Annotated in this window: 21 protein-coding genes; 12 read left to right on the top strand and 9 right to left on the bottom strand. The window is 69.4% G+C overall.

The genetic code is table 11. The features are described 5' to 3' along the window. Positions 1-2 precede the first annotated feature (2 nt). On the bottom strand, positions 3-824 hold the full coding sequence (locus OHN74_RS39955; RefSeq protein WP_371749217.1) for a helix-turn-helix domain-containing protein: 822 nt from the start codon (positions 822-824) through the stop codon (positions 3-5). A gap of 301 nt (positions 825-1,125) precedes the next feature. On the opposite strand from OHN74_RS39955, the gene OHN74_RS39960 reads away from it, so the two are divergent. From OHN74_RS39960 to OHN74_RS39975, 4 genes are all read left to right on the top strand, one after another. Next, positions 1,126-2,580, top strand: a complete 1,455-nt coding sequence (locus tag OHN74_RS39960; RefSeq protein ID WP_327699451.1) for a hypothetical protein — start codon at positions 1,126-1,128, stop codon at positions 2,578-2,580. A 283-nt stretch (positions 2,581-2,863) separates the two neighbouring features. Continuing rightward, positions 2,864-3,283 carry an ATP-binding protein gene (locus OHN74_RS39965; RefSeq protein ID WP_327699452.1) on the top strand — a complete coding sequence of 140 codons (420 nt, stop codon included), beginning with the start codon at positions 2,864-2,866 and terminating at the stop codon, positions 3,281-3,283. A 43-nt stretch (positions 3,284-3,326) separates the two neighbouring features. After that, the gene (locus tag OHN74_RS39970; protein ID WP_327699453.1) at positions 3,327-3,899 is read left to right on the top strand and encodes a DUF6624 domain-containing protein; all 573 of its coding nucleotides are present in this window, start codon (positions 3,327-3,329) and stop codon (positions 3,897-3,899) included. Between the two features lie 58 nt (positions 3,900-3,957). Beyond that, on the top strand, positions 3,958-4,923 hold the full coding sequence (locus tag OHN74_RS39975) for an SDR family oxidoreductase (RefSeq protein ID WP_327699454.1): 966 nt from the start codon (positions 3,958-3,960) through the stop codon (positions 4,921-4,923). 33 nt (positions 4,924-4,956) lie between these two features. Here OHN74_RS39975 and OHN74_RS39980 read toward each other — a convergent pair whose 3' ends face one another. Continuing rightward, entirely contained in the window at positions 4,957-5,517 is a 561-nt protein-coding gene (locus OHN74_RS39980) for a hypothetical protein (RefSeq protein WP_327699455.1), read from the bottom strand. 259 nt (positions 5,518-5,776) lie between these two features. Here OHN74_RS39980 and OHN74_RS39985 point away from each other — a divergent pair, with 259 nt between their 5' ends. Next, positions 5,777-6,472, top strand: a complete 696-nt coding sequence (locus OHN74_RS39985; protein ID WP_327699456.1) for a L,D-transpeptidase — start codon at positions 5,777-5,779, stop codon at positions 6,470-6,472. A gap of 35 nt (positions 6,473-6,507) precedes the next feature. On the opposite strand, the gene OHN74_RS39990 is transcribed toward OHN74_RS39985, so the two are convergent. Genes OHN74_RS39990 through OHN74_RS40005 form a run of 4 tightly spaced genes read right to left on the bottom strand, consistent with a single transcriptional unit; the run spans position 6,508 to position 11,036 of the window. Then, positions 6,508-7,710 carry a Gfo/Idh/MocA family protein gene (locus tag OHN74_RS39990; RefSeq protein ID WP_327699457.1) on the bottom strand — a complete coding sequence of 401 codons (1,203 nt, stop codon included), beginning with the start codon at positions 7,708-7,710 and terminating at the stop codon, positions 6,508-6,510. 56 nt (positions 7,711-7,766) lie between these two features. Next, entirely contained in the window at positions 7,767-9,122 is a 1,356-nt protein-coding gene (locus OHN74_RS39995; RefSeq protein WP_327699458.1) for an ABC transporter substrate-binding protein, read from the bottom strand. A 47-nt stretch (positions 9,123-9,169) separates the two neighbouring features. Next, entirely contained in the window at positions 9,170-10,117 is a 948-nt protein-coding gene (locus OHN74_RS40000) for a carbohydrate ABC transporter permease (RefSeq protein WP_327699459.1), read from the bottom strand. Positions 10,118-10,133: 16 nt separating this feature from the next. Further along, positions 10,134-11,036 carry a carbohydrate ABC transporter permease gene (locus OHN74_RS40005; RefSeq protein ID WP_327699460.1) on the bottom strand — a complete coding sequence of 301 codons (903 nt, stop codon included), beginning with the start codon at positions 11,034-11,036 and terminating at the stop codon, positions 10,134-10,136. A 171-nt stretch (positions 11,037-11,207) separates the two neighbouring features. On the opposite strand from OHN74_RS40005, the gene OHN74_RS40010 reads away from it, so the two are divergent. Together OHN74_RS40010 and OHN74_RS40015 are read left to right on the top strand one after the other, a co-directional pair. Next, a complete protein-coding gene (locus tag OHN74_RS40010) occupies positions 11,208-12,368 on the top strand; it encodes an ROK family transcriptional regulator (RefSeq protein ID WP_327699461.1) in 1,161 nt (386 codons plus the stop codon). A gap of 109 nt (positions 12,369-12,477) precedes the next feature. Continuing rightward, positions 12,478-12,663 carry a hypothetical protein gene (locus OHN74_RS40015; RefSeq protein ID WP_327699462.1) on the top strand — a complete coding sequence of 62 codons (186 nt, stop codon included), beginning with the start codon at positions 12,478-12,480 and terminating at the stop codon, positions 12,661-12,663. A 75-nt stretch (positions 12,664-12,738) separates the two neighbouring features. On the opposite strand, the gene OHN74_RS40020 is transcribed toward OHN74_RS40015, so the two are convergent. The 3 genes from OHN74_RS40020 to OHN74_RS40030 form a co-directional block, all read right to left on the bottom strand. Beyond that, positions 12,739-14,097 carry a S1 family peptidase gene (locus OHN74_RS40020; RefSeq protein WP_327699463.1) on the bottom strand — a complete coding sequence of 453 codons (1,359 nt, stop codon included), beginning with the start codon at positions 14,095-14,097 and terminating at the stop codon, positions 12,739-12,741. A 147-nt stretch (positions 14,098-14,244) separates the two neighbouring features. Beyond that, the gene (locus OHN74_RS40025; protein WP_327699464.1) at positions 14,245-15,066 is read right to left on the bottom strand and encodes an SAM-dependent methyltransferase; all 822 of its coding nucleotides are present in this window, start codon (positions 15,064-15,066) and stop codon (positions 14,245-14,247) included. 83 nt (positions 15,067-15,149) lie between these two features. After that, on the bottom strand, positions 15,150-16,166 hold the full coding sequence (locus tag OHN74_RS40030; protein WP_443060516.1) for a hypothetical protein: 1,017 nt from the start codon (positions 16,164-16,166) through the stop codon (positions 15,150-15,152). 153 nt (positions 16,167-16,319) lie between these two features. Here OHN74_RS40030 and OHN74_RS40035 point away from each other — a divergent pair, with 153 nt between their 5' ends. From OHN74_RS40035 to OHN74_RS40055, 5 genes are read left to right on the top strand one after another with little or no spacing between them, the layout of a single operon-like run. Then, complete coding sequence (locus OHN74_RS40035; RefSeq protein WP_327699466.1) at positions 16,320-17,645, top strand: sugar ABC transporter substrate-binding protein; 1,326 nt, start codon at positions 16,320-16,322, stop codon at positions 17,643-17,645. Continuing rightward, on the top strand, positions 17,642-18,568 hold the full coding sequence (locus tag OHN74_RS40040; protein WP_327699467.1) for a carbohydrate ABC transporter permease: 927 nt from the start codon (positions 17,642-17,644) through the stop codon (positions 18,566-18,568). Before OHN74_RS40035 ends, OHN74_RS40040 begins: the two co-directional genes overlap by 4 nt. Then, positions 18,565-19,509 (top strand): carbohydrate ABC transporter permease, encoded by a 945-nt coding sequence (locus OHN74_RS40045; RefSeq protein ID WP_327699468.1) that lies wholly within the window; start codon positions 18,565-18,567, stop codon positions 19,507-19,509. The genes OHN74_RS40040 and OHN74_RS40045 overlap by 4 nt, the downstream gene beginning before the upstream one ends. A 26-nt stretch (positions 19,510-19,535) precedes the next feature. Next, the gene (locus OHN74_RS40050; RefSeq protein WP_327699469.1) at positions 19,536-20,444 is read left to right on the top strand and encodes a 5-dehydro-4-deoxyglucarate dehydratase; all 909 of its coding nucleotides are present in this window, start codon (positions 19,536-19,538) and stop codon (positions 20,442-20,444) included. Positions 20,445-20,476: 32 nt separating this feature from the next. After that, positions 20,477-21,739 (top strand): glucarate dehydratase family protein, encoded by a 1,263-nt coding sequence (locus OHN74_RS40055; protein ID WP_327699470.1) that lies wholly within the window; start codon positions 20,477-20,479, stop codon positions 21,737-21,739. Positions 21,740-21,772: the final 33 nt, after the last annotated feature.

Here is a 21,772-nt window from a genome sequence, read left to right on the forward strand (position 1 = left end):
GTTCACAACTCCTTACGCAGTGCTGCCAGGATCTCCCTGGTCCGAGCGACCGGCTCCGCCTGCACGGACATCCGGTCCAGTACCTCCAGGTACGTCACGACGTCGGCGGGCTGGTCGAAGTACTGCGCGCCGGCGAGGCTCTCCGTGTAGACGACATCGGGCAGTTCGGAGAAGCCGAATCGGAAGTAGTGGAAGGGGCCGAAGGCTCCCGGGTGCGGACCCGCGGCGAAGCGCATGATCTGGAGCCGGACCTTCGGGTACTCCAACACCTCACTGAGGCGGTCGATCTGAGCCCGCATCACCTCGGCCCCGCCCACGGGCCTGCGCAGCACGGTCTCGTCCAGTACGGCCCAGACGGCGGGCGCCTCGGGCTTGTCGAGCAGGTTCTGGCGCCTCTGCCGCAGGGCGACCCGGCGCCTGATGTCCTCGGGACTCTCGTTGGGGAAGCCGATGCGCAGCAGCGCGGCGGCGTAGTCCTCGGTCTGCAACAGGCCGGGGACGTAGTGGGGTTCGTAGAGCCGGATGACGCTGGCTTCGCTCTCCAGGCTCACATAGGCGCTGAACCAGTCCGGCAGCACGTCGCGGTACGTGTACCACCAGCCCGGCTGATTGGCCTCCCTGGCGAGGTGGACGAAGTCCTCGATCTCCTTGGCCAGGACCCCGTAGGTGCGCAGCAGCTCCTTCACGTAGGGGATGCGGAGGCCGACCTCGGCCTTCTCCATCCGGCGGACCGTCAACGGCGTGACCTCGATCGCCCGGGCGGCGTCCTCGAACGACACCCCTGCCCGCTCCCGCAGATGCCTCAAACGCTTGCCGAGGACCATCCGAAGGACGGTGGGGGCACTTCCGCCTGAGCGGTTGTCGCTCACGTGGGACCTCCGGGGACCGCCGTCACAGCGGGCAGTGTGCCATGTCTTCGGTTGACACCGACAGGCCTTTGCGCTTCATTCTGAAATTATCAGAACGAAGGTTGCGAGCTGTGCCTGTCGGTCACCATAGTGATCGGGTGAGCTGCCGCACATCGCGCGGTGGCGTCACCGAAGCTCGTCCGTCCGCCGGGAAGTTGACGTTCCGGCAGAGCGGACACGAGTACGAAGCCCCACGCCGACGTGATGCGACACCTGGATGGCCGCCGTGACGAACGGACAACCGAGAAGCCCCGGCAGGGGCGCGGGCGGAGCCAACACGGCGCTGGCGAGCGCGCTCAAGGACGCGGGCTGCTCGTACGCGTCACTCGCACACCGCGTCAACGAACTGGGCCGCCGTCAGGGCGTGGACACCAACTACGACAAGGCGTCGGTCACCCGGTGGCTCCAGGGTCAGCAACCCCGGGGCGGCACGCCCGAGTTGATCGCCGCCGTGCTGTGCGAACGACTGGCCCGCCCGCTGTCCCCGGCGGACCTCGGCTTCGTCCCCGACCGGCAACGCCCCGTCGTGGGCAGGGCACTTGTGTACGGCGAGGACGTCGCGGACACCCTGCACACACTCGCGGAACTCGGCTCCACCGACATCTCCCGGCGCACACTCCTCGGCACGGTTCCCTTTGTCGCGGGCGCCCTGACGAACCCTCAGCGCGAGTGGCTGCTCTGGCTGCTGGAGAGGAACGGGACCACCGACGGGGCCGGTGGGGCGGGCGCCGTCCGTGCCGTACCGGCGGCTGTCCCGCCTCCCGGCTGCGCCGGTCCGGTGGAGCAGGTCCACGCGATGATCGGCATGTTCGACGAGATGGACAACCAGTACGGGGGCGGCGGGGTCCGCACCAGCATCGTGCACTATCTGGCCACCGAGATCGTCCCCATGCTCCAGCAGCGCGGCGTCGCCCCCGCCCGGCTGCGCGAGCTGTTCGCCGCCGCCGCCCGCCTCGCGGCGATGGCCGGCTGGAGCTCGTACGACGCGGGGGAGTACGGGCTCGCCCAGCGCTACATGACCCAGGGGCTGCGGCTGTGCGCCGAGGGACGCGACCGGGTGCTCGGCGGGCAGATCCTGGCCGGCCTGTCCCACCTGGCGACCAGCCTCGGCCGTCCCGACGAGGGTGTGTGTCTGGCCCGGGCGGGCCTCGCCACCGCAAAGGGTTCGGGCAGCCCGCTCGGCCTGATGCGCCTGCACGCCATGTCCGCCCGGGGACACGCGGCACTGGGCCGTGCGCGGGAGACCTCCGATGCCCTGCGCGCGGCCGAGCAGCAGCTGGCCGCGAGCCGGGGCAGCGCCCAGGAGTCCCCTTGGGTGCGCTTCCTGGACCACCACTACCTGGAGGCGGAGTCGGCGGTGTGTTTCCGGGACCTGGGCTGGGCGGCACAGGCCGAGGACACCGCGACGCAGTCCGTACGCGCCCACGCCGACCGCCGTCGGCGCCAGGCCATCAGCCGTTCCGTCCTGGCCACGGCCCATCTCCAGCAGCACCGCCTCGACCAGGCGCTCGGCACGGCGACGGAGGCGCTCGACGCGCTGAGCGGCGTCCACAGCGAACGCTCGATCCAGGCACTGCGGGACTTCCGCGGACGGCTCGGCCCGCATCGCGACGAGCCGATGGTGCAGGAGTTCGAACGCAGGTCGCGACCGGTGCTGGGAGCTGTGGCGTAGCCGGCGCCGGTACCACCACGCACGACCACCTACGCATTACCACCACGCACGACCACCTACGCATTACCACTACGCATATGCACCCGGACAACCCCCGCACTCCCTGGCCCGGCAGACCCCCGGTGCTGTTGTCTTCGACAACAGCACCGCCGCACCGGAAGGAGGACACCGATGACGGCACCCGCGGCATCCCCGCCGGGCTTACCCCGTCGTCGCCGACCCCGCCGCAAACCGGGCCGGGCGGACGGCATGACGTGGACGTGGACTACATGGTGAGGCTCCCTTGATCTCCCTCGGCAGGCCCCGCCTGCTCCAGGTCGCGGTGCCCGCGCACCCCTCGTGCGCGGGGCGGGTACGGCGCACGGTGGCCGCGCACCTCACTCTCTGGCACCTGTCCCACCTGCTCGACGAAGTGGTCCTCGCGACGAGCGAGCTGTTCGCGAACGCGGTCCGCCACGCGGGCGCGGACCCGGCCGACTCGATCGCCCTCGTGCTCGAACACACCGAGGACGAACTGCGCGTCACCCTCTCGGACCCCTCGCCCCTGCTGCCCCGGCCGCGTACCTCCGGCACGGCGGCCGAGTCAGGGCGGGGACTGGCGATCGTCGCCGCGCTCGCGGACGACTGGGGCACGGCACCTCCTGACCCGGGCACCCCGGGCAAGAAGGTGTGGTTCTCGCTGGCCACCGGCGAGAGGGCGTGAAGGTCATCGGGGGCAGGAGAACGGTATGAGGAGCGCACCGCCCATGCAGACCGCACGAGGCTCGGCCGCCGAGCCGCAACGGGGCGCCCTGGCCGCCGAACTGGTGCGCAGGGCCGAAGAGGACCAGCGGCTGACCCGGCTGGCCCGCGAAGTGCCCACGGCGCTCAACCGGCACTACGTCACCCGGTGCCGCGGCGCCAACGCCGACGCCCTGAGATCGGTCGTGGCCCGGCGCGGCTGGCCCGAGGCCGGTCAGATCGGGGAGCCCGCCTCGACGGCGGCGCTGATGATCCTGCTGCACACCGCCGACCTCGGTTTCCAGCTCACCTGCCGCGATCTGATCGCGGAAGCCGTGGCGGACGGCGGCTGTCCGGCCGTGCACCACGCCTACATCGCCGACCACTGCGCGGTCGAGCTGGGCCAGCCGCAGTTCTACGGCACCCGTATCGACGCCGACACCCTCTGTCCGTACCCGATCCGCCACCCGGAGACGGTCGAGGAACGCCGTCAGGACGTGGGCCTGGCCCCGCTGGCGGAACTTCTGCCCGCGCTGCGGCATGTCGTGAGCGGAATACCCGACAGTGGATGTCCGGTATCAGCGACACCCTGGGCGTGACAGCGGTTCCCGAGCCGGATCGCTCGGAAACGCACTCACGCACGGAGGAGACACGGACATGCCGAGGACGACGGACAGCCCCCTGGACAGGCAGCAGCAGGAAGGGGCGCGGGGCGGCGAACTGGCGGGCAGGGTCGCCCTGGTCGCCGGGGCGACCCGCGGGGCCGGCCGCGGGATCGCCGTGGAACTCGGGGCCGCCGGGGCCACCGTCTACGTGACCGGCCGCAGCACCCGGCAGCAGCGCTCCGAGTACGACCGCCCGGAGACCATCGAGGACACCGCCGACCTGGTCACCGCTGCGGGCGGCCACGGCATCGCCGTACCCACCGACCATCTCGACCCGGCGCGGGTGAAGGCGCTGGTGGACCGTGTCGCCGAGGAACAGGGCCGGCTCGACGTCCTGGTCAACGACGTCTGGGGCGGCGAGAACCTCTTCGCGTGGGACAGCCCCGTGTGGGAGCACGACCTCGACAACGGGCTGCGGCTGCTGCGACTGGCCGTCGAGACACACGCGATCACCAGCCACCACGCCCTGCCCCTGCTGCTGCGCAACCCCGGTGGTCTGGTCGTCGAGATGACCGACGGCACCGCCGACTACAACCGCGACAACTACCGGGTCTCCTTCTTCTACGACCTCGCCAAGTCGTCGGTGCTGCGCATGGGCTTCGCCCTCGGCCACGAACTCGGCCCGCGCGGAGCCACCGCGGTGGCGCTCACCCCCGGCTGGCTGCGATCCGAGATGATGCTCGAACACTTCGGCGTCCAGGAGGAGAACTGGCGGGACGCCCTGGAACGCGTCCCGCACTTCGCCATCTCGGAGACCCCGCGTTTCGTGGGCCGCGCCGTGACGGCCCTGGCGGCCGACCCCGACGTGGCCCGCTGGAACGGCGAGTCCCTCTCCAGCGGCCAACTCGCCCAGGTCTACGGCTTCACCGACCTCGACGGCAGCCGTCCGGACGCCTGGCGCTACATCGTCGAGGTCCAGGACGCGGGGAAACCGGCGGACGCGGCCGGATACCGGTAGAGACTCAGGGGCTGACGGATACAGGCGTCCGCGTCAGTCGCGGCTTCCGGGTTCGCCGGTGCTCCCGGGCACCGGCAGGACCGGCCACCGGGCGGAGTGGCCCGGCGGCAGGGCCAGATCCTTGCGTACGGCCGCGTAGTAGCCCTCGCGTCCCGACCGCTGGCGTTCCAGCAGGGCCTGCCAGGTGCGGGGATTCTCGGTCCGTTCGCGCAGGAACGCCTCCATCTCCAGCAGTGTGGCGACCCACTCCCGGGCCTTCGTCACCACCTCGGGGTCGCCCAGCAGAAGCAGGGCTTCCCCGTACGGGTCCCTGGCGACAGTGGCCTCGGCGATCAGGGGTGCCGCCTCCTCGGGCGTCAGCGGATGCGGATGCGGGTCGTTGCCGAGGCCGGCCGCGACCCGGTACGTCAGCGTGACCGACCTCTTGAGCGCCCGCGCGTAGTCCGTGTACACCGCGAGGCGCCGCTCCTCCCACCGCGCCTCCCGTTCGCGCCGGAAGCGGACGCGCTCCCCTCGTGCGACGGCCCAGTAGGAGCCGAGGGCGCCGATGACGACACCTATGAGAGCGGGGAGTTGCTGAATGAACGCGGACATGTCCGCACGTTATCCGCCGAGTTGATCGCCGGGACAGTACGGTCGGTACATGACACCGACACGGCGCTTCGACGGGGGTGGGGTTCCCGTCACGGGGCGGTCCGGGGCATCGGAGCCGCGGCCGCCCGGCGACCAGGGGAATGTCACCGTTTCGTCCCGGGACGGGCGGTGCTACAACCGATCAACCCGAACGCCTGTCTAGCAAGGCAGAGAACGTTCATGACAACCCGCACGCAGCACGCAGGAGAGAGGTACCGACATGGGGGACGTACGCAGACGAGGGGCCGTCGCGCTCGGGATCGCGGGACTGGTGGCGCCGCTCACGATCGTGCTCGGTACCGCTCCGGCGCAGGCCGCGAGCTGTACGACGCAGACCGGCCCGTACCAGAAGAAGGTCGAGAAGTTCCTGGGGCGGCCCGTCGACGGTGTCCAGTCCGTCGGTGACTGCAAGGCCATCCAGGGCTTCCAGAAGAAGCACGGCATCACCCCCAGCGCGGGCTACGCGGGTTCCGTCACCTGGGGCGTGATGGATCTGATGCTGAAGCAGCGGGCCGTCGGCAACAATCCCAACAAGGAAGGCAAGTGCCCTACCAACAAGGGCCGGATAGCCTGCGTCAACCTCACCCTGCAGCTGAGCTGGATCCAGGACGGCAGCCGTCTCGTCTACGGCCCGGTGCCGGTCCGCACCGGCCGCAACAACTACGAGACCCGCACCGGACTGAAGCAGATCTACTGGCGGGACATCGACCACGTCTCGAACATCTACGACGTCCCCATGCCGTACAGCCAGTTCTTCGACGGCGGCCAGGCCTTCCACTCGGTCGGCCTCAGCATGTGGAACCCGCCGGGCTCGCACGGCTGCGTCAACATGACGAAGACGACCGCCAAGAAGTACTGGTCGCTGCTGAAGAACGGCGACGACGTCTTCGTGTACGGGCGCAAGCCGGGCACCTGAGGCACCCGGCCGTTCTCGTCCCGTGCCCCCGGGTCTCACACCTCGGGGGCGTCCCCGAAGTCCGGGATCGGCAGCCTGGCCCCGCCCTGCCGCGCCGAGTCGTGCGCCACGATGCCCGGCAGGGTGTAGCGGGCGGCCACCCAGGCGTTCACCGACGGCAGGGTGCGGGTGTTCACCGCGGTCACGAAGTCGTCCACCAGGAAGTGGTGGCTGCCCTCGTGGCCGTTGTGCAGCTCGTCGAACTCCCTCGGCAGCCGCGACCGGTCGTGCACCGGAGCCGAGCCGGACGTGAACGCGGCCCGCAGGTCCGGGGCGATGTGCTGCAGTGACGGATCGTCAGGAGCCATGGTGGGCTTGGGTTCCAGCAACTCGCTGATGTCCGTGACCCCCTTCTTGTCCTGCCAGAAGGCGACCGTTGCGAGCTGCTCCATGCTGGCGTCCGTGCCGAAGAACCGGAACCGCGACTCCCGGATCTGCGAGGGGTAACCGACCCGCCGGAACTCGTTCGTACGGAACGAGCCGCCGCCCGCGACCTCGAACAACGCGCTCGCGTTGGAGTAGTCGTTGCCGAACTGGCTGACCTCCTTGTCGAACACACCGTCGCCGCGCTCGTCGCGCACCCCGATGGCCGACACGCTCACCGCGTGCGTCTGCCAGGCACCGAGCACCCCGCCCACCGAGTGCGTCGGGTACAGGAGCGGGGGATAGCTGGCGGTCGCCTTCCAGTTCTCGCCGCCGCTGTACTGGTAGGCCTCGTAGAACCCGAGGTCCATGTCGTGGACGTAGTCGCCCTCGGCGTAGAAGAGCCTGCCGAAGGCACCCTCGGCGATCTGGTTGCGGGCGTGGACGGTCGCCGGGTTGTACTGACTCGTCTCACCCATCATGTAGGTGAGCCCGGTGGCCCGTACGGCGTCGATGATCGCGCCGATCTCCGCCGCCGTGACCGCCATCGGCACCGCCGAGTACACGTGCTTGCCGGCGCCGAGCCCCTGAAGGACCAGCGGGCCGTGCGTCCACCGCTGGGTGAAGATCGCCACCGCGTCGACCGCCGGCGATTCCAGCATCGCCTCGTACGAGGGGAACGTGCCCGACAGGCCTTCCGTCGCGGCCAGTTGCTCCGCGCGCTCCGGCAGGAGGTCGGTCACATACACCTCGCCGACGCCCGGATGGGCGAGGAACAGCTTGGCGAACTGGCCGGAGAACTGCCCGGCGCCCACGATGCCGAGGGAGAACGTCATGTTGTGCGTGCCCTTCTTCTGTTTCCTTGGTTGCCCGACCGGTGACTCGGGTGCCGTCACTGGTCGAGGATCAGGTTGATCTGGCTGTTGGTCCGGTCGAGGCTGGTCACGGACCTGCCGTTGCCGAAGATGTCCTGCATGGCCGGGTGCATCAACGCGTACACGTCCGCCGCGTAGTTGGTGATCGGGTAGGAGAAGGTGGCGAACTCCTTCCCGCCCGCCTTCTCGTCGGCGACCGGCCTGGTGAACGCCGAGACGTCGATGCCCTTCTTCTCGTACGCGGCCACCGCTGCCTTCGTGCCGTCGGGTGTGGCCGGGAAGACGATCCCGTAACTCCCCACCTTCTGCTGGCACTTGGGGGACGCGAGGTAGGCGACCCACTTCTTGGCGCCCGGCATGTTGTGGGCGTCCTTGGTGATGGAGTCGGCGAGGCCGTTCATCATCGTCGCCCGCTTGCCCGTCGGGCCGGCCGGAGTGACGGCGGTGGCCATGTCCAGGTCCTTGAAGCCGGCGTACGACGAGATCATCCAGGCGCCGTCGAACGCCGTTGCCGCCTTGCCCGACGAGATCTGGGTGTTGGCCTGGTTCGACTGGGAGTTGTAGTCCGTGAAGGGCACCATGTAGCCCTTCTTCGCCAGGCCGAAGTACCACTTGATCACCGACTGGAAGGTGCTGCTGTCGTACCGGTACTCGGTGCCCCAGCGCTTCGCGTTCGTGTAGGTCCAGCCCGCGGAGGCGGCGAAGGTGCTCCACTGGGTCTGGCCGTCGCCGTCGCCGCCGCCGTTGGTGGCCAGGCCGTACACCTTGACGTTGTTCTTGTCGAAGCCGGCCTCGTCGCCCCGTTTGCCGTTCTTGTCGACGGTGAGGTGCGCGATCGCCTTCTCGAAGGTGCCGCCGTCCTTCGGGTTCCAGGAGAGGTCGTTCAGCTGCGCGGCCGTGAGACCGGCGGCCGTCGTCAGTTTCCGGTTGTAGAAGAGGGCGACGGTGTCCCAGTCCTTCGGGGCGCCGTAGCGATGGCCGTCCTGGCCCATCCAGTTGGCGGCGAGGCCGGGCTGGTAGGCGGAGTCGTCGATGCCGAGGTCGTCGAGCGGTTCGAGGACCTTCAGGTCGGCGAACTGGCCGAACTTCTGGATGTGGTCGGTGAACACGTCCGGCTGGGTGCCCGCGATGAAGCTCGCGGTGAGCTTGGTCCAGTAGTCGTCCCAGCCCAACTGGGTGATCTTCACCTTCAGTCCGGGGTTCTCCTGCTCGAAGTCCTTCGCGCAGGCCTCGTAGGCGGGTTGCTGGTTGGCGTCCCACAGCCAGTACGTCACCGTGTCCGACGACGAACCGGCCGCTCCGCCCTGCGCGCAACCGGTCACGAGGGACAGGGTCAGGGCTCCGGTCAGTGCCACGACCGTACGAATTCGCATGTCCGTCCTCTCGGTCGATCGGGTGATCAGATGGTCGGTCGGCGCGGTCACTTGATGCCCGTGAAGCCGACGGAACTCACGATGCGGCGCGCGAAGCACCCGAACAGCACGAGCATCGGCAGCGCGGCGATCAGCGTCGCCGCCATCAGCCCCGACCAGTCGACACCCGTCTGCGGGGTCTGCGCCCGGAAGATCGCCAGCGCCACCGTCAGCACCCGCGAACTGTCGCTGTACGAGACCATCAGCGGCCAGAAGTAGTCGTTCCAGGCGGTGATGTACGTCAGGATCGAGAGTGTGATGACCGGCGTGGACGCCATGGGCAGCAGCACCCGGAAGAAGACGCGGATCTTGCCGGCGCCGTCGAGCAGCGCCGCCTCCTCGACCTCGCGCGGGATGTTCATGAAGAACTGGCGCAGGAAGAACACCGCGAACGGAGTCATGAACATCGTCGGCAGTGCGATCCCCAACAGGTTGTCCACCAGGCCGAGTTGCTTGATCAGGACGAAGTTCGGCAGCAGGGTGAAGATCGCCGGGACCATCAGGCCCGCCAGGAACAGCCCGAAGACCGTGTCCCGGCCGCGCCAGCGCAGCCGGGCGAAGGCGTACGCGGCCATCGCCGAGAAGAAGATCTGGCAGCCGGTGACCAGGGTCGACACCACGACCGAGTTGAGGAGGTAGCGCCAGAAGTCCAGACCGCCGCCCGCACCGCCCTGCGCTATCGCCTCCTTGGTGGACTGCAGGCCCAGCGCCCGCTCGAAGCCGCCGGTCGTCGGATGCACCGGCAGGGGGTTGGTGGGGTCGGCGGCGAGGCCCGCGTTGGTGGACAGCGCGGTGCGCAGGATCCAGTAGAACGGCAGCATGGTGACCAGCACGATCACGGCCATCAACGCCCAGGCGGCGATCCGCCCGACGGAGGGTGTGCGCCGTACGGGCCGTACGGTCGTCTTGGCGGGTGTCGGGGTCGGTGCTGGTGCCGGTGTCGTCAGGGTTGTCATGGTGTGCGTCTCCCGGTCAGCCGAGGTCGGTGTGGCCGGCCCGGGTGAGCCGGTACTGGAGGAAGGTGATCGCGCTCAGCACGACCAGCAGGGCCACGGACATCGCGGACGCGTAGCCGAACTGGAAGCGGCCGAAGGCGGAGCCGTAGATGTAGAACTGCAGGACGTTGGTGGCGTTCGCCGGACCGCCCGCCGTCGTCACCGCGACCGTGTCGAACACCTGGAACGAGCCGATCACCGTCATGATCAGGACCACCGCGAGGACCGGCCGCAGCAGCGGCATCGTGATGCGCCAGAACATCCGCCACTCGCTCGCCCCGTCCACCTTGGCCGCCTCGTACATGTCGGTCGGGATGGCCTGGAGGCCGGCGAAGAGCAGCAGCGCGGTGTAGCCGACGTGCCGCCAGACGTTGATCACCGCGATCGTCGGGATCGCCCAGGTCTCGTCCGCGAGGAACGGGATCCGGTCGAAGCCCAGGCCCGCGATGATCTCGTTGCCGATACCGAGCTGGGTGTCGAGGATCCAGAGCCAGACGATGCCGGCGACGACGTTCGACATCAGATACGGGGTGAGCACGATCCCGCGCAGCACCGCGGACTGGGTCAGCCGCTGGAGCAGTACGGCGATGGCGAGCGCCGACACCGTCTGCACACCGATGTTGATGGCGACGTACTCGACGGTGACGGTCAACGAGTCCCAGAAGATGGGGTCGTTGACCATCCGGACGTAGTTGTCGAGCCCCACCCACTCGGCCGGGGTCAGCAGGTTGAATCGGGTGAAGCTCAGGTAGACGCCCCGCAGCGTCGGCCAGAGCAGGAAGACCAGGAAGCCCAGCATCGCCGGGGCGACGAAGAGCGCCGCGAGTGCGCCGTCGCCGCGTGGTCGTCGCAGGGGAGGGCTGGTGGAGGCGACGGTCATGGAGAGACTCCCTCGTCTGCTCGTCGGCGGCTCGTCCTCAGGGCACTTACTTTCGAGGTGGAACAATCCATCCGTCAAGATGCGGGCGGATATCTTTTCCGGGCAGGGAATCCGGCCCTATGATGACCTTGTTAGTTCCATGGCAAAAGAAAAGGTGAGGGGTTCGACGCCATGACCGCAGTGACCGACGGCTGGCCGCCACTGAGTCCCGGCGAGCGTTCGGTGGCGATCGAGGTGCTCGTCAACGGCCCTCTGTCCCGCGCCGAGCTCGCCCGGCGGCTCGACCTCTCCGCCGGCAGCCTCACCCGGCTGACCAAACCGCTGCTCGAATCGGGCCTGCTCGTCGAGGTCCCCGACGCCGGATCTCCGGCCGAGGTGCGCCAGGGGCGCCCGTCGCAGCCGCTCGACGTCGTCGCCGAGTCCCGGGCCTTCCTCGGCTTCAAGATCACCGAGGACATGGTCTACAGCGTCGTCACCACGCTGCGCAGTGTGGTCGTCGCCCGTCTCGACCGGCCTCTCACCAGCCATGACCCGGCCCATGTGGCCGACCTGGTGGGCGAGATGACCGCCGAACTGACCGCCGCCCACCCCCGGGTGTCCGGCATCGGGATCGGAGTCGGCGGGCGCGTCGAGAACCGCTCCGTGGTCGCCGACTCCGTCTTCCTCGACTGGTACGACGTCCCGTTCGCCGACCTGGTCGAGGAACGCACCGGACTGCGGGTGGTCGTCGAGAACGACGTCACCGCCCTCGTCGAGGCCGAGAGCTGGTTCGGCGCGGGCCGCGGCCTCGACCGTTTCGCGGTCCTCACCATAGGGGCGGGCCTGGGCTACGGCCTGGTCAGCGGTGGTCGGCGCGTCCAGTCGTCCGAGGACGGACTCGGTATCGGGCGTCGCTGGATCGTCAACCCGAACGGCCCGCTCACCCCCGACGGGGAACGCGGCAGCGCCATCTCCCTGCTCACCATCCCCAGCATCCGCTACCAGATCCGCGCCGCCATCGGCCACGATCTGACGTACGACGAGATCCTCGCCCGGGCGGCCGCCGGTGATCCCATGACCGCACGGGTCGTGGACGAGGCGGCCCGCGCTCTCGGCACGCTGGTCGCGCAGATCGCCAACTTCGCGATGCCCGAGAAGATTCTGCTCGCCGGGGAGGGGGTCGGGCTCGTCGAGGTGGCGGGTGCCGCGGTCGAGGAGAGCATCCTCGCCAACCGGCATCCGCTCGCGGACCCGGTCGATCTGGAGACCAAGGTCTCCGACTTCCACGACTGGGCGCGCGGGGCCGCCGTCCTCGCCCTTCAGGTGCTGGTACTGGGGGCTGCCGACAGATGAACACCGACGCTGAATCGGCGGATAACGGGCGCCGGACGTGATCAGCAACACGGTCAGTAATGCCGCAATAGTCCGAATTAATCTATTTGGTCTTCACTTGGAGCGGCATATGCTTCACAGCATGTCCACCACTCTTCAATCCGCCCCTGATCGCTCGGCAGCCGACGTCAACGAAGAGATCCGGGCCCTCTGGCTCCGGTCGGGCGGGATCCTCAACAGCGAGCAGCGGCTGACCTATCAGCAGCTCGTCGCCGAGTGGGCCGCGGCTTCCCCGCACCCCGGACGCGACGCGTAACCGACTCTCGTTCGACATCTCAACAGCAGGGCCGGGGCCGCGCACCGCGCGTCAGCCCCGGCCTCTTGTGTTTTCTCAGCTCCACGTCGCCGAGTACGACCGGCGGTAGTCCCTCCGGTCCTGTTCCACCCGGAACCATCGCGTGGCGACCAGGGCGATCAGGCTGCCGCCCACGATCAGCAGTCCGGGCCCCACGTTCTTCGGGTCCGCCAGCCTCTCCAGCAGTGCCTCCCCGGCGGAGCCACCTGTCACCGGCGCCACCGAGCCCGGCTGGGCCTCTCCGGGAGCGACGGCGCTCTGCGTGGCCGACGCCGACGGCGCCGGAGCGGCCGCCTGACCCGCCTGGCCGATCAACCGGACGTTGAGCGCGGTCAGCGCCTCGGTCACCGGCTCGAAGAACGTCGTACCGCCGGTCTTGCAGTCGCCGTTGCCGCCCGAGGTGATCCCCAGGGCGATGCCCTCGGAGAACAACGGGCCGCCGCTGTCGCCCGCCTCGGCGCACACGGTGGTCTCGATCAGGCCCGACACCGTGCCCTCCGGGTAGTTGACCGTGGCGTTGAGCCCGGTCACCTTCCCGTCGCGCAACCCGGTCGTGCTGCCGCTGCGGAACACCTTCTGGCCGACGGTCGGATCGGCCGCACCCGTGATGCGCACGCCCCGGCCGTTGCCGATGGCGACGACATCGGCGCCGTCACCGGCCGAACCGCCGTTGTACTGCACCAGCGAGTAGTCGTTGATCGGGAAGCTGCTGCTGATCGTCTTGCCGATCTCCGTCGAGCCTCCGGTGTCCGCGAACCACACCGAACCGTTGGGCCCGCAGTGACCGGCCGTGAGGATGAAGTCGGCCGACCCGTTGGTCACGTTGAAGCCCGCCGAGCAGCGCCCACCGGTCGACAGGATCGGCTGCGCCGCGTTGATACGGGTGGTGAAGGTGCCTCCGCTCCGCTCCATGCGTACGGAGCCGCCGAGACTCTCGGCGACCGCGGACAGCTTCTTCCAGTCGGCGGCCGACACGGTGCTGTCGGCCTGGACGACCACCTCGTTCTTCGTGTAGTCGACCGCCCAGGCCGTGCCTGCCACGCGCGGCGCCGAACGCAGCGTCTGTGTCGCCGACTTGAGGTCGTTCATGCTGTGGTCCACGACCTTGGCGCGGGCGCCCGCCTTCTCGACCTGCGCCGCCGCCTCGGCGTCGGTGACCGCGACGACCGGTTTCCCGTCGGCCGCGATCCAGCTGCCCGCCGTCCGGTCGGTGCCGAGTTCGGTGACGAGCTCGCTGCCGGTGGTGCCGGCGGCCTGGGCGGAACTGAAGGGCAGGTTGGCTTGTGGGGGTTCGGTCGCCACAGCCTGGGTGACCATTAATCCGCCGAGGATGACTCCGCCGACGGCCGCCAGCCGTGTCGCTCGCCGGACGATCCGTCGTCGTGCGTGCCTCATCAATGGCTCCCGAACCCTGAACGCGCGGTGTCGACACCGCGGGGCCCTCCGGTCGTTGAGTGGCCCTCACTTCCATACGTGGCGAGCGGTGTTCGTGTTCACCGACTCCAAGATCTCGTTCGGGCCGTCGGCCGAGGGCGGATCACGTCAGGCCTTGCGGGCCACTCCGCAGTACATGGCGACCTCCGCCGGCCTGTCTTCCCCGGGGCGGAATCCCTCCGGGCGCCAGTGCGAGCAGGACACGACCCCGGGCTCCAGGAGTTCCAGACCGTCGAAGAAACGCGCCACCTCGTCGGGGGTCCGCTGGGTCAGCCGAGGGGTGCCGTGCGCGTTCCAGTACCGGACAGCCGCGTCCACCTCGGCCAGCGCCGGGCCGGTGATGGTGTGCGAGAGCGCGAGATGGCTGCCCGGGGGAAGGGCGTCCAGCAGCCGTCGTACGACACCGTGCGGGTTCTCCTCGTCGCCGAGGAAGATGACCACCCCGAGCAGCATCAGGGCGACGGGCCGGGTGAGGTCCAGGGTGCGCGCGGCCTGTTCGAGGATCGCGTCGACGTTGCGCAGGTCCTCGTCGACGTGGTCGGTACGCCCCTCGGGGGTGCTGGTGAGGAGGGCGCGGGCGTGCACCATGACGAGCGGATCGTTGTCCACGTACACGACCCGGGTGTCCGGTGCGATCCGCTGGGCCACCTCGTGCGTGTTGTCGGCGGTCGGCAGTCCGGTCCCGATGTCGAGAAACTGCCGTATCCCGCACTCGGCGACCAGATGGCGCACGGCCCGCCCCAGGAAGAGCCGGTCCGCGCGGGCGTACTCACCGATGCCCGGGTGCAGTTCACGGATCCGGTCACCGGCCGCGCGGTCGACCTCGTAGTGGTCCCGGCCGCCGAGCCAGTAGTTCCAGATCCGAGCCGTGTTCGGCTGTCGCGAGTTGATCCGCGCGCGCAGCGACGGGGCCGGCGTGTTCTCGGGCACGGGGGCAGCTCCAAAGCACCTGCGAGAAAGTGTCAACCGGCAATCTAGACAAGGTTGTTGATGTTGGCGAGGGTCCTGGCGGATCAGTTGTGAACAGCTTCGAAAAGCGCTCCCCGGCTGCGCTCGTCGCCCCATACGGATCCCGTGTTCACGTACGGGCGCAGCAGCGCCGTGAGGGTCGGGTCACCGCGTCCGTTCAGTTCGTGGGAGGCGGCGCTGCGGGCGATTCCGGCGAGGAAGTCGGCCAGTTGCACCCGGGTGTCGTCCCGTGCGACGACGAGGCGGAGCCCGCCGATCCGCGCGGTGCCCTTGAGCCACTCGATGCGCTCGTCCGTCAGCATGTTCTGCCGGTCGTGCACCAGCACGACGGTCCGCCCGTCCGCGCTCCAGTGGGCGGCCGTCCGCACGATCGCGGGCAGCAGCGGGTTGAGTGCGGGGATCAGGGCGGGGGCGGCGAGCAGCCTGGCCCGGTGGTCCGCGGCGCGGGAGCGGGTGCCGCCGAGCCGTTTCAGTACGTCCGCCGCGTCCGGGTCCCGGAGCTCCGGTGCCTGTCCGGCCAGGGCGTCCACCGCGTGGAAGAACGCGTCGACGGGCGCCCCGGGAGCGCCGTCGGTGTCGCCGCGTACCCGGAGCAGGGCGTTGGTCGCCGCCAGGAACCGGTGCCACCGCTCGGCCCCGAAGTCCTCGGCGCCCGCACGGCAGAGGGGGAGGGCGCCGGCCGGGTCGTCCAGGAGCAGGTCGAGAACCCGCTCCACCATGAAGAAGGTCTTCTCCGTGAGATGGACGTACGCGTGTCCGTGGAGCGGCCCCGAGGGGGCGAGCAGCCATTCGAGGACCGCCCGGTGCTTCTCCCGCAGCAGATGGTTCGCCTTGTACTCCTCGGCGGGCGACCGGATCCGGTCCCGGATCTCCTGGACGGCCGCCGCGGCCGACGCCATGGGCACATCCACGCTGGCGTGCGCGAAGACGTCGGTGTTCCCGCCGGTCAGGTTCTCGCCGTCCGACCCCGACTCGTCGCAGGCGATCTCGACTTGCGTGTACTGCGGGGTCACAGCGCGCCCTTCGTCCCGTGGCCTCCGGCCAGCATCCCCCACGGACATCCGAAAGGGCACCTGGTTATCGGGGAGGCGTGGGTCGTGTGACGTCCGTGAAAACTCCGAACCATGTCTTGACATACGGCTGAAACCGTTCGTAGCTTACAGCGATCATTTAGATTCGTGAAAGACGTTCACGGATATGAACGGAGAATCTCCATGGGCGATCGCCGACGAAGTCGCCGCCTGGCCGCCGTGCTCGTCGCCACAGGGCTCGCATCCGCCACGGCCGCCTGCGGGGCCGGTTCCGACAGTGCCGGCCGCGACCCGAACACGCTGGAGGTGTGGACCCGTAGCAACCCGGATGCAGCCGCCACCTATGAACGTGTCTTCGCCGCCTTCACCAAGAAGACCGGGATCAGGATCGACTACCAGCCGGTCGTCAACTTCGACCAGCAGTTGCAGAGCCGCGCGTCGACCAAGGACCTGCCGGACGTCATGATCAACGACACGGCGCTGATGGGCAGTTACCAGAGTCAGGGGCTGCTGAAGGTCATCGACCCCGGCTCCGTCGCGGGTCATGACCAGATCACCGCCAAGTCGTGGTCCTCGACCGTGGGCATCGACGGCAGGCACTACGGCATCCCCTACTCCCGCCAGGCCCAGACCCTGATGATCAGGAAGGACTGGCTGCGGAAGCTCGGCCTGAAGGCGCCCACCACCTGGCAGGAGATGCTGGGTGTCGCCAAGGCCTTCGCCACGCGTGACCCGGACGGTGACGGCAGGGCCGACACCTACGGCATGGTCGTCCCCGGCAGCGCCCAGAACGGCTACGCCGCATGGTGGGGCGCAAGCTTCCTCTGGCAGGGCGGCGCGAGGATCGTCGAGCCGGACGGCAAGGGCACCTACAAACCCGCCATGGACTCGGCCGCCGCCGTCAACACCGTGACCTGGATGAAGGACAACCTCTTCTGTGGTGACAACGCTGTCATCCAGCCCGGTGCCCTGACCGCCGTCACCTCCACCGCCACCAACTTCCAGGACGGCAACGCCGGTATGTACATGACCGGCCCGTACAACATCACCACCTTCGACCAGACCCTCGGCAAGGACAGGTACGAGGTCGTCCCGGCTCCCGCGGGTCCGGCCGGCGGCGACGTGCTGGCCGACGGCGAGAACGTCTACTTCGGCGCGAAGACCGGAAAGACGAAGCAGGAACAGGCGCTCGCCGCGTTCCTCGTCTCGCCCGAGGGCCAGCGGCTCGCCATGACCGGCGACAACCAGCCCGTCGTCCGCATCCCCGTGAACTCCACGCTCGACGCGGCCACGGTCCGCGGCGACGCCCGCTGGAGCGTGGTGCAGAAGGCCTACGAGGACGCCTCGCAGCAGTTCCCGAACGCGCCGGACTTCGCCCCCATCAAGCAGGACACCGCCGACAGCCTCAACGCGATCTTCACGTACTGCGGCGGTGACGTCCGCTCCCAACTGAAGGAACTCAACGAGACCCTCGCCGGTGACCTCAAGGACCAGGACCTGCTGAAATGACCGCTACCGTGACCACCCCCGCGGTGACCACCCCCGTGACGCGCCGAGGCCGTGGCCTCACCAAGAAGTCCGTGGTGCCGTGGCTGTTTCTCGCGCCCGGCCTGCTGCTCGCCCTCGTCTTCAAGTTCTGGCCGATGGCCAAGGGCGTCTGGCTCAGCTTCTTCGACGTGCGGCCCTTCCTCGGCGACAAGTGGACCGGCCTCGACAACTACACCCGGGTCCTGACCGACCACCGCTTCCAGGACGCCATCGGACACACCCTGCTCCTCGGCATCGGCCAGTCCCTCGGCGCGATCGTCCTCGGCTTCGTCCTCGCCCTGCTCCTGGAGGGGCAGGCCCGCTCACTGAAGATCGTGCGCACCGCCGTCTTCCTGCCCGCCGTCACCGCCACCGCGGTCGTCGGCGAGCTGTGGCGGCTGATGTACTACCCGACCTCCGACGGCCTGATCAACAGCGGCCTGGACTTCTTCGGGCTCGGCCCCGTCCAGTTCCTCGACAACCCCGACCTCGCACTGTGGTCGACGATGGCCATGGGCATCTGGATCTGGGCCCCTTACAACATGGTCATCATCATGGCCGGCCTCGCGGGCGTCGACCGCTCGCTGTACGAGGCCGCCGCGATGGACGGTGTCTCCCTCCGCCAGCGACTGCGGTACGTCACCCTGCCGGCGATCCGCCCCGCCCTCGGCATCGTCCTCACGCTCGCCGCGATCCGCGGACTGCGCGTGTTCACCGAGGTCTACGTCCTCACCGGCGGCGGCCCGGCCGGGTCCACCGAGGTCTGGATGACCCGCGCCTACACCCTCGGCTTCACCCGCAACGACATCGGCGGAGCCTCCGCGGCCTCCGTCGTACTGCTCTGCGTGACGCTGCTGCTCACCGTCACCGTCAACCACTTCCGCAAGAGGGGAGACGTGCGATGAGCGCCCCCGTCATCGAACCCGTCCGGACGACCGCGCCGAAGGCGAAAGCCCGGCGGTCCGGCAAGACGCAGCGGACCACACCGGCTCGCTTCGACACCGCCCTCGGCTGGAACGACAGGCCGGGCGCCGCCTGGGCCCTGCGGATCCTGTTGTGCGCGACGGCCCTGGGCATCTTCGCCGCGCCCTTCCTCGCGATCCTCTCCGGCGCCTTCACCAGGAACGCCAGCGGCTCCTCCCTCTCCTTCCTGCCGCACGACAGCACACTGCTGAACTTCACGGTGGCCGGTGAGCGCGGCATCTGGGACTACTTCTCCAACTCGCTCGTCATAGCGGGCGGCGGGCTGCTGCTCCAGCTCGTGGTCTGCACGCTCGCCGCGTACGCGCTGGCCAGGCACCGCTTCCGCGGCCAGGCCCTGATCCTGACCCTGTTCATGCTGACGATGATGCTCCCCGAGGAGGTCATCGCCATCCCGCTGTCGCTGGTCCTCGGTGACGTCCCGGTGGTCCACCTCGACCTCAAGGGCACCGTCTGGGGCGTCATCCTGCCGCTGGGCGCCTGGGGCTTCTCGGTGATGATGCTGACCGAGTTCATGAAGGACATCCCCGACGAGATCGAGGAGGCCGCCCGCCTCGACGGCGTCGGAGAGCTGCGCATGCTGTGGCAGATCGTGCTGCCGCTGTGCAAGCCGGCGCTCGGCGTTGCCGGTGTCCTCGGCTTCATCATGATCTGGGACCAGTACCTGCTGCCGCTGATCGCCGCCAAGGACCCCACCGACTACACGGTGACCGTCGCCCTGTCCGTCCTGCGCACCGACCCCGAGGTCGGCTCCGGGGTGGTGCTGGCGGGCGCTGTCATCGCCCTCCTGCCCAGCCTGATCGTGTATCTGCTTCTGCAGCGCTCGCTGGTCACCGGCATCGCCGCCGGTGCCACCAAGGGCTGACACCACCCCCCACATTCGAGGGAGACATGAAGTTCCAAGGAGTGCTCTTCTTTCCGGTCACGCCCTTCAGGGCCGACGGCTCGCTGGACGGGGAACGCCTCGCCCAGCACATCGAGGCCGGGGTCGCCGCCGGTGCCGGCGGGGTGTTCGTCGCGTGCGGCACCGGCGAGTTCCACGCGCTGACGCCCGCCGAGATCGGGGAGGCGACCGGGATCGCGGTCGCCACGACCGCCGGACGCGTCCCCGTCCTGGCCGCCGCGGGCGGTCCGGTGCCCGTCGCCCTCGACCAGGCCGCCCGTATCCGGGAGGCCGGCGCCGACGGCGTCCTGCTGCTGCCGCCGTATCTGGTGACCGCACCGCAGCAGGGGCTCGTGCGGTACGCGCGTGAGGTGACGTCGGCCGCGGGACTGCCGGTGATCTTCTACCAGCGCGGCACCGCCCGCCTCACCGCGGCCACGGCCGCCGAGATCGCCGCCCTGCCCGGGGTCGTCGGCCTCAAGGACGGCATCGGCGACCTCGAACGCATGCACCGCATCGTGCGCACCGTACGGGCGCTGCCCGGCGGCGAGGACTTCGCCTTCTTCAACGGTCTGCCGACCGCCGAGATGACGGCCGCCGCCTATCAGGGCATCGGCGTCGACCTGTACTCGTCCGCCGTGTTCGCCTTCGCCCCGGAGATCGCCACCGCGTTCCACCGGGCGCTGGGGGAGGGCGACAAAGCCCTGGTCACGAAGCTCCTCGACGAGTTCTACGGCCCGCTCGTCGAACTCCGCGACGAGGTACCGGGATACGCGGTGTCGTTGGTCAAGGCCGGAGTGACCCTCCGGGGCCTGGACGTCGGCGGCGTCCGGGCACCCCTGCTCGACCCGACGCCGGAACATGTGGCCCGGCTGGCGGAACTCATCGACCACGGTCTGGAGGCGGTCCGCGCATGAGCGGCACGACGGGCGACGACAGGAGTACGAACATGAGTGGCACCGGCATGGGTACGCGGATCCGTGAACTCGTCGTCACCCCCATCGCGTTCGGCGACCCGCCGCTGCTCAACGCCGACGGGGTGCACGAACCGCTCGCCCTGCGCTGCATCCTCCAACTCGTCCTGGAGGACGGCACGGTGGGCCTCGGTGAGTCGCCCGGCGGCAGCGCCCGCCTCGCCCGGCTCCAGGAGGCCGCGAAGGTCGTCGTCGGCATGGACGTCTTCGACACGACAGCCGTAGCCGCCGCGATCGACGCCGCCCTGACCCCGGCCGTGCCCCGGTCCCACGACCGCGGCTGGGCCACCTCGGCCGTCGAGGTGGCCTGTCTCGACGCCCAGGGAAAGCTGCTCGGCCGCCCGGTCGGCGACCTGCTCGGCGGCAGGGTCCGGGACGCCGTGCCGTTCGCCGCGTACCTCTTCTACAAGTGGGCCGAGCACCCGGCCCTCGACGGCCGTGAAGCCATCGCCGACGAGTGGGGCGAGGCCCTCGACCCGGCCGGGGTCGTCGAACAGGCCCGGCTGATGCAACAGCGGTACGGATTCAGCTCGTTCAAGCTCAAGGGCGGGGTCTTCCCGCCCGACGAGGAGATCGCCGCGATGAAGGCCCTCGCCGAGGCCTTCCCCGGACAACCCCTGCGTCTTGACCCCAACACGGCCTGGACGGTGGAGACCTCGAAGTACGTCGCCCGTGAACTCGACGGCGTCATCGAGTACTTGGAGGACCCGACCGCCACCATTCCCGGCATGGCCGAGGTCGCGAAGGACGCGCCGATGCCGCTCGCCACCAACATGTGTGTGATCGCCTGGGAACATCTGCGCCCCGCCGTCGAACAGAACGCGATCCAGGTCCTCCTCACCGACCACCACTACTGGGGCGGGCTGCGCCGGACCCGTGAACTCGCGGCCGTCTGCGAGGCGTTCGGCATCGAGCTGTCCATGCACTCCAACTCCCACCTGGGCATCAGCCTCGCCGCGATGACCCATGTCGGCGCCGCCATTCCCAACCTCGCGCACTCCTGCGACACGCACTACCCGTGGAACTCGGCCGACGACGTGATCGTCCCCGGAGCCATCGAGGTCCGCGACGGCGCGGTGAAGGTGCCGACCGGCCCCGGCCTGGGCGTCGAACTCGACCCCGACGCCCTCGACCGGGCTCACCGCCGCTACCTCGACTCCGGGACCCGGGACCGCGACGACACCGGGTACATGCGGCGGATCCGGCCGGAGTACGAGCGGCGGCTGCCGCGCTGGTGAGGACGAGCAAGGAGGAAGGGCGCCGGATGCCTG

The organism is Streptomyces sp. NBC_00459, from assembly GCF_036013955.1.
Classification (GTDB): Bacteria; Actinomycetota; Actinomycetes; order Streptomycetales; family Streptomycetaceae; genus Streptomyces.

Excerpts from the sequence above, each read along its gene's own strand:
- OHN74_RS40005 (WP_327699460.1), bottom strand. The coding sequence starts at position 11,036 with ATGACCGTCGCCTCCACCAGCCCTCCCCTGCGACGACCACGCGGCGAC.
- OHN74_RS40040 (WP_327699467.1), top strand. The coding sequence starts at position 17,642 with ATGACCGCTACCGTGACCACCCCCGCGGTGACCACCCCCGTGACGCGC.
- OHN74_RS39975 (WP_327699454.1), top strand. The coding sequence starts at position 3,958 with ATGCCGAGGACGACGGACAGCCCCCTGGACAGGCAGCAGCAGGAAGGG.
- OHN74_RS40045 (WP_327699468.1), top strand. The coding sequence starts at position 18,565 with ATGAGCGCCCCCGTCATCGAACCCGTCCGGACGACCGCGCCGAAGGCG.
- OHN74_RS39960 (WP_327699451.1), top strand. The coding sequence starts at position 1,126 with ATGGCCGCCGTGACGAACGGACAACCGAGAAGCCCCGGCAGGGGCGCG.
- OHN74_RS40020 (WP_327699463.1), bottom strand. The coding sequence starts at position 14,097 with ATGAGGCACGCACGACGACGGATCGTCCGGCGAGCGACACGGCTGGCG.
- OHN74_RS40000 (WP_327699459.1), bottom strand. The coding sequence starts at position 10,117 with ATGACAACCCTGACGACACCGGCACCAGCACCGACCCCGACACCCGCC.
- OHN74_RS39995 (WP_327699458.1), bottom strand. The coding sequence starts at position 9,122 with ATGCGAATTCGTACGGTCGTGGCACTGACCGGAGCCCTGACCCTGTCC.
- OHN74_RS39970 (WP_327699453.1), top strand. The coding sequence starts at position 3,327 with ATGCAGACCGCACGAGGCTCGGCCGCCGAGCCGCAACGGGGCGCCCTG.
- OHN74_RS39980 (WP_327699455.1), bottom strand. The coding sequence starts at position 5,517 with ATGTCCGCGTTCATTCAGCAACTCCCCGCTCTCATAGGTGTCGTCATC.
- OHN74_RS40050 (WP_327699469.1), top strand. The coding sequence starts at position 19,536 with ATGAAGTTCCAAGGAGTGCTCTTCTTTCCGGTCACGCCCTTCAGGGCC.
- OHN74_RS40015 (WP_327699462.1), top strand. The coding sequence starts at position 12,478 with ATGCTTCACAGCATGTCCACCACTCTTCAATCCGCCCCTGATCGCTCG.
- OHN74_RS40030 (WP_443060516.1), bottom strand. The coding sequence starts at position 16,166 with ATGTCCGTGGGGGATGCTGGCCGGAGGCCACGGGACGAAGGGCGCGCT.
- OHN74_RS40055 (WP_327699470.1), top strand. The coding sequence starts at position 20,477 with ATGAGTGGCACCGGCATGGGTACGCGGATCCGTGAACTCGTCGTCACC.
- OHN74_RS39955 (WP_371749217.1), bottom strand. The coding sequence starts at position 824 with ATGGTCCTCGGCAAGCGTTTGAGGCATCTGCGGGAGCGGGCAGGGGTG.
- OHN74_RS40010 (WP_327699461.1), top strand. The coding sequence starts at position 11,208 with ATGACCGCAGTGACCGACGGCTGGCCGCCACTGAGTCCCGGCGAGCGT.
- OHN74_RS40035 (WP_327699466.1), top strand. The coding sequence starts at position 16,320 with ATGGGCGATCGCCGACGAAGTCGCCGCCTGGCCGCCGTGCTCGTCGCC.
- OHN74_RS39990 (WP_327699457.1), bottom strand. The coding sequence starts at position 7,710 with ATGACGTTCTCCCTCGGCATCGTGGGCGCCGGGCAGTTCTCCGGCCAG.
- OHN74_RS39985 (WP_327699456.1), top strand. The coding sequence starts at position 5,777 with ATGGGGGACGTACGCAGACGAGGGGCCGTCGCGCTCGGGATCGCGGGA.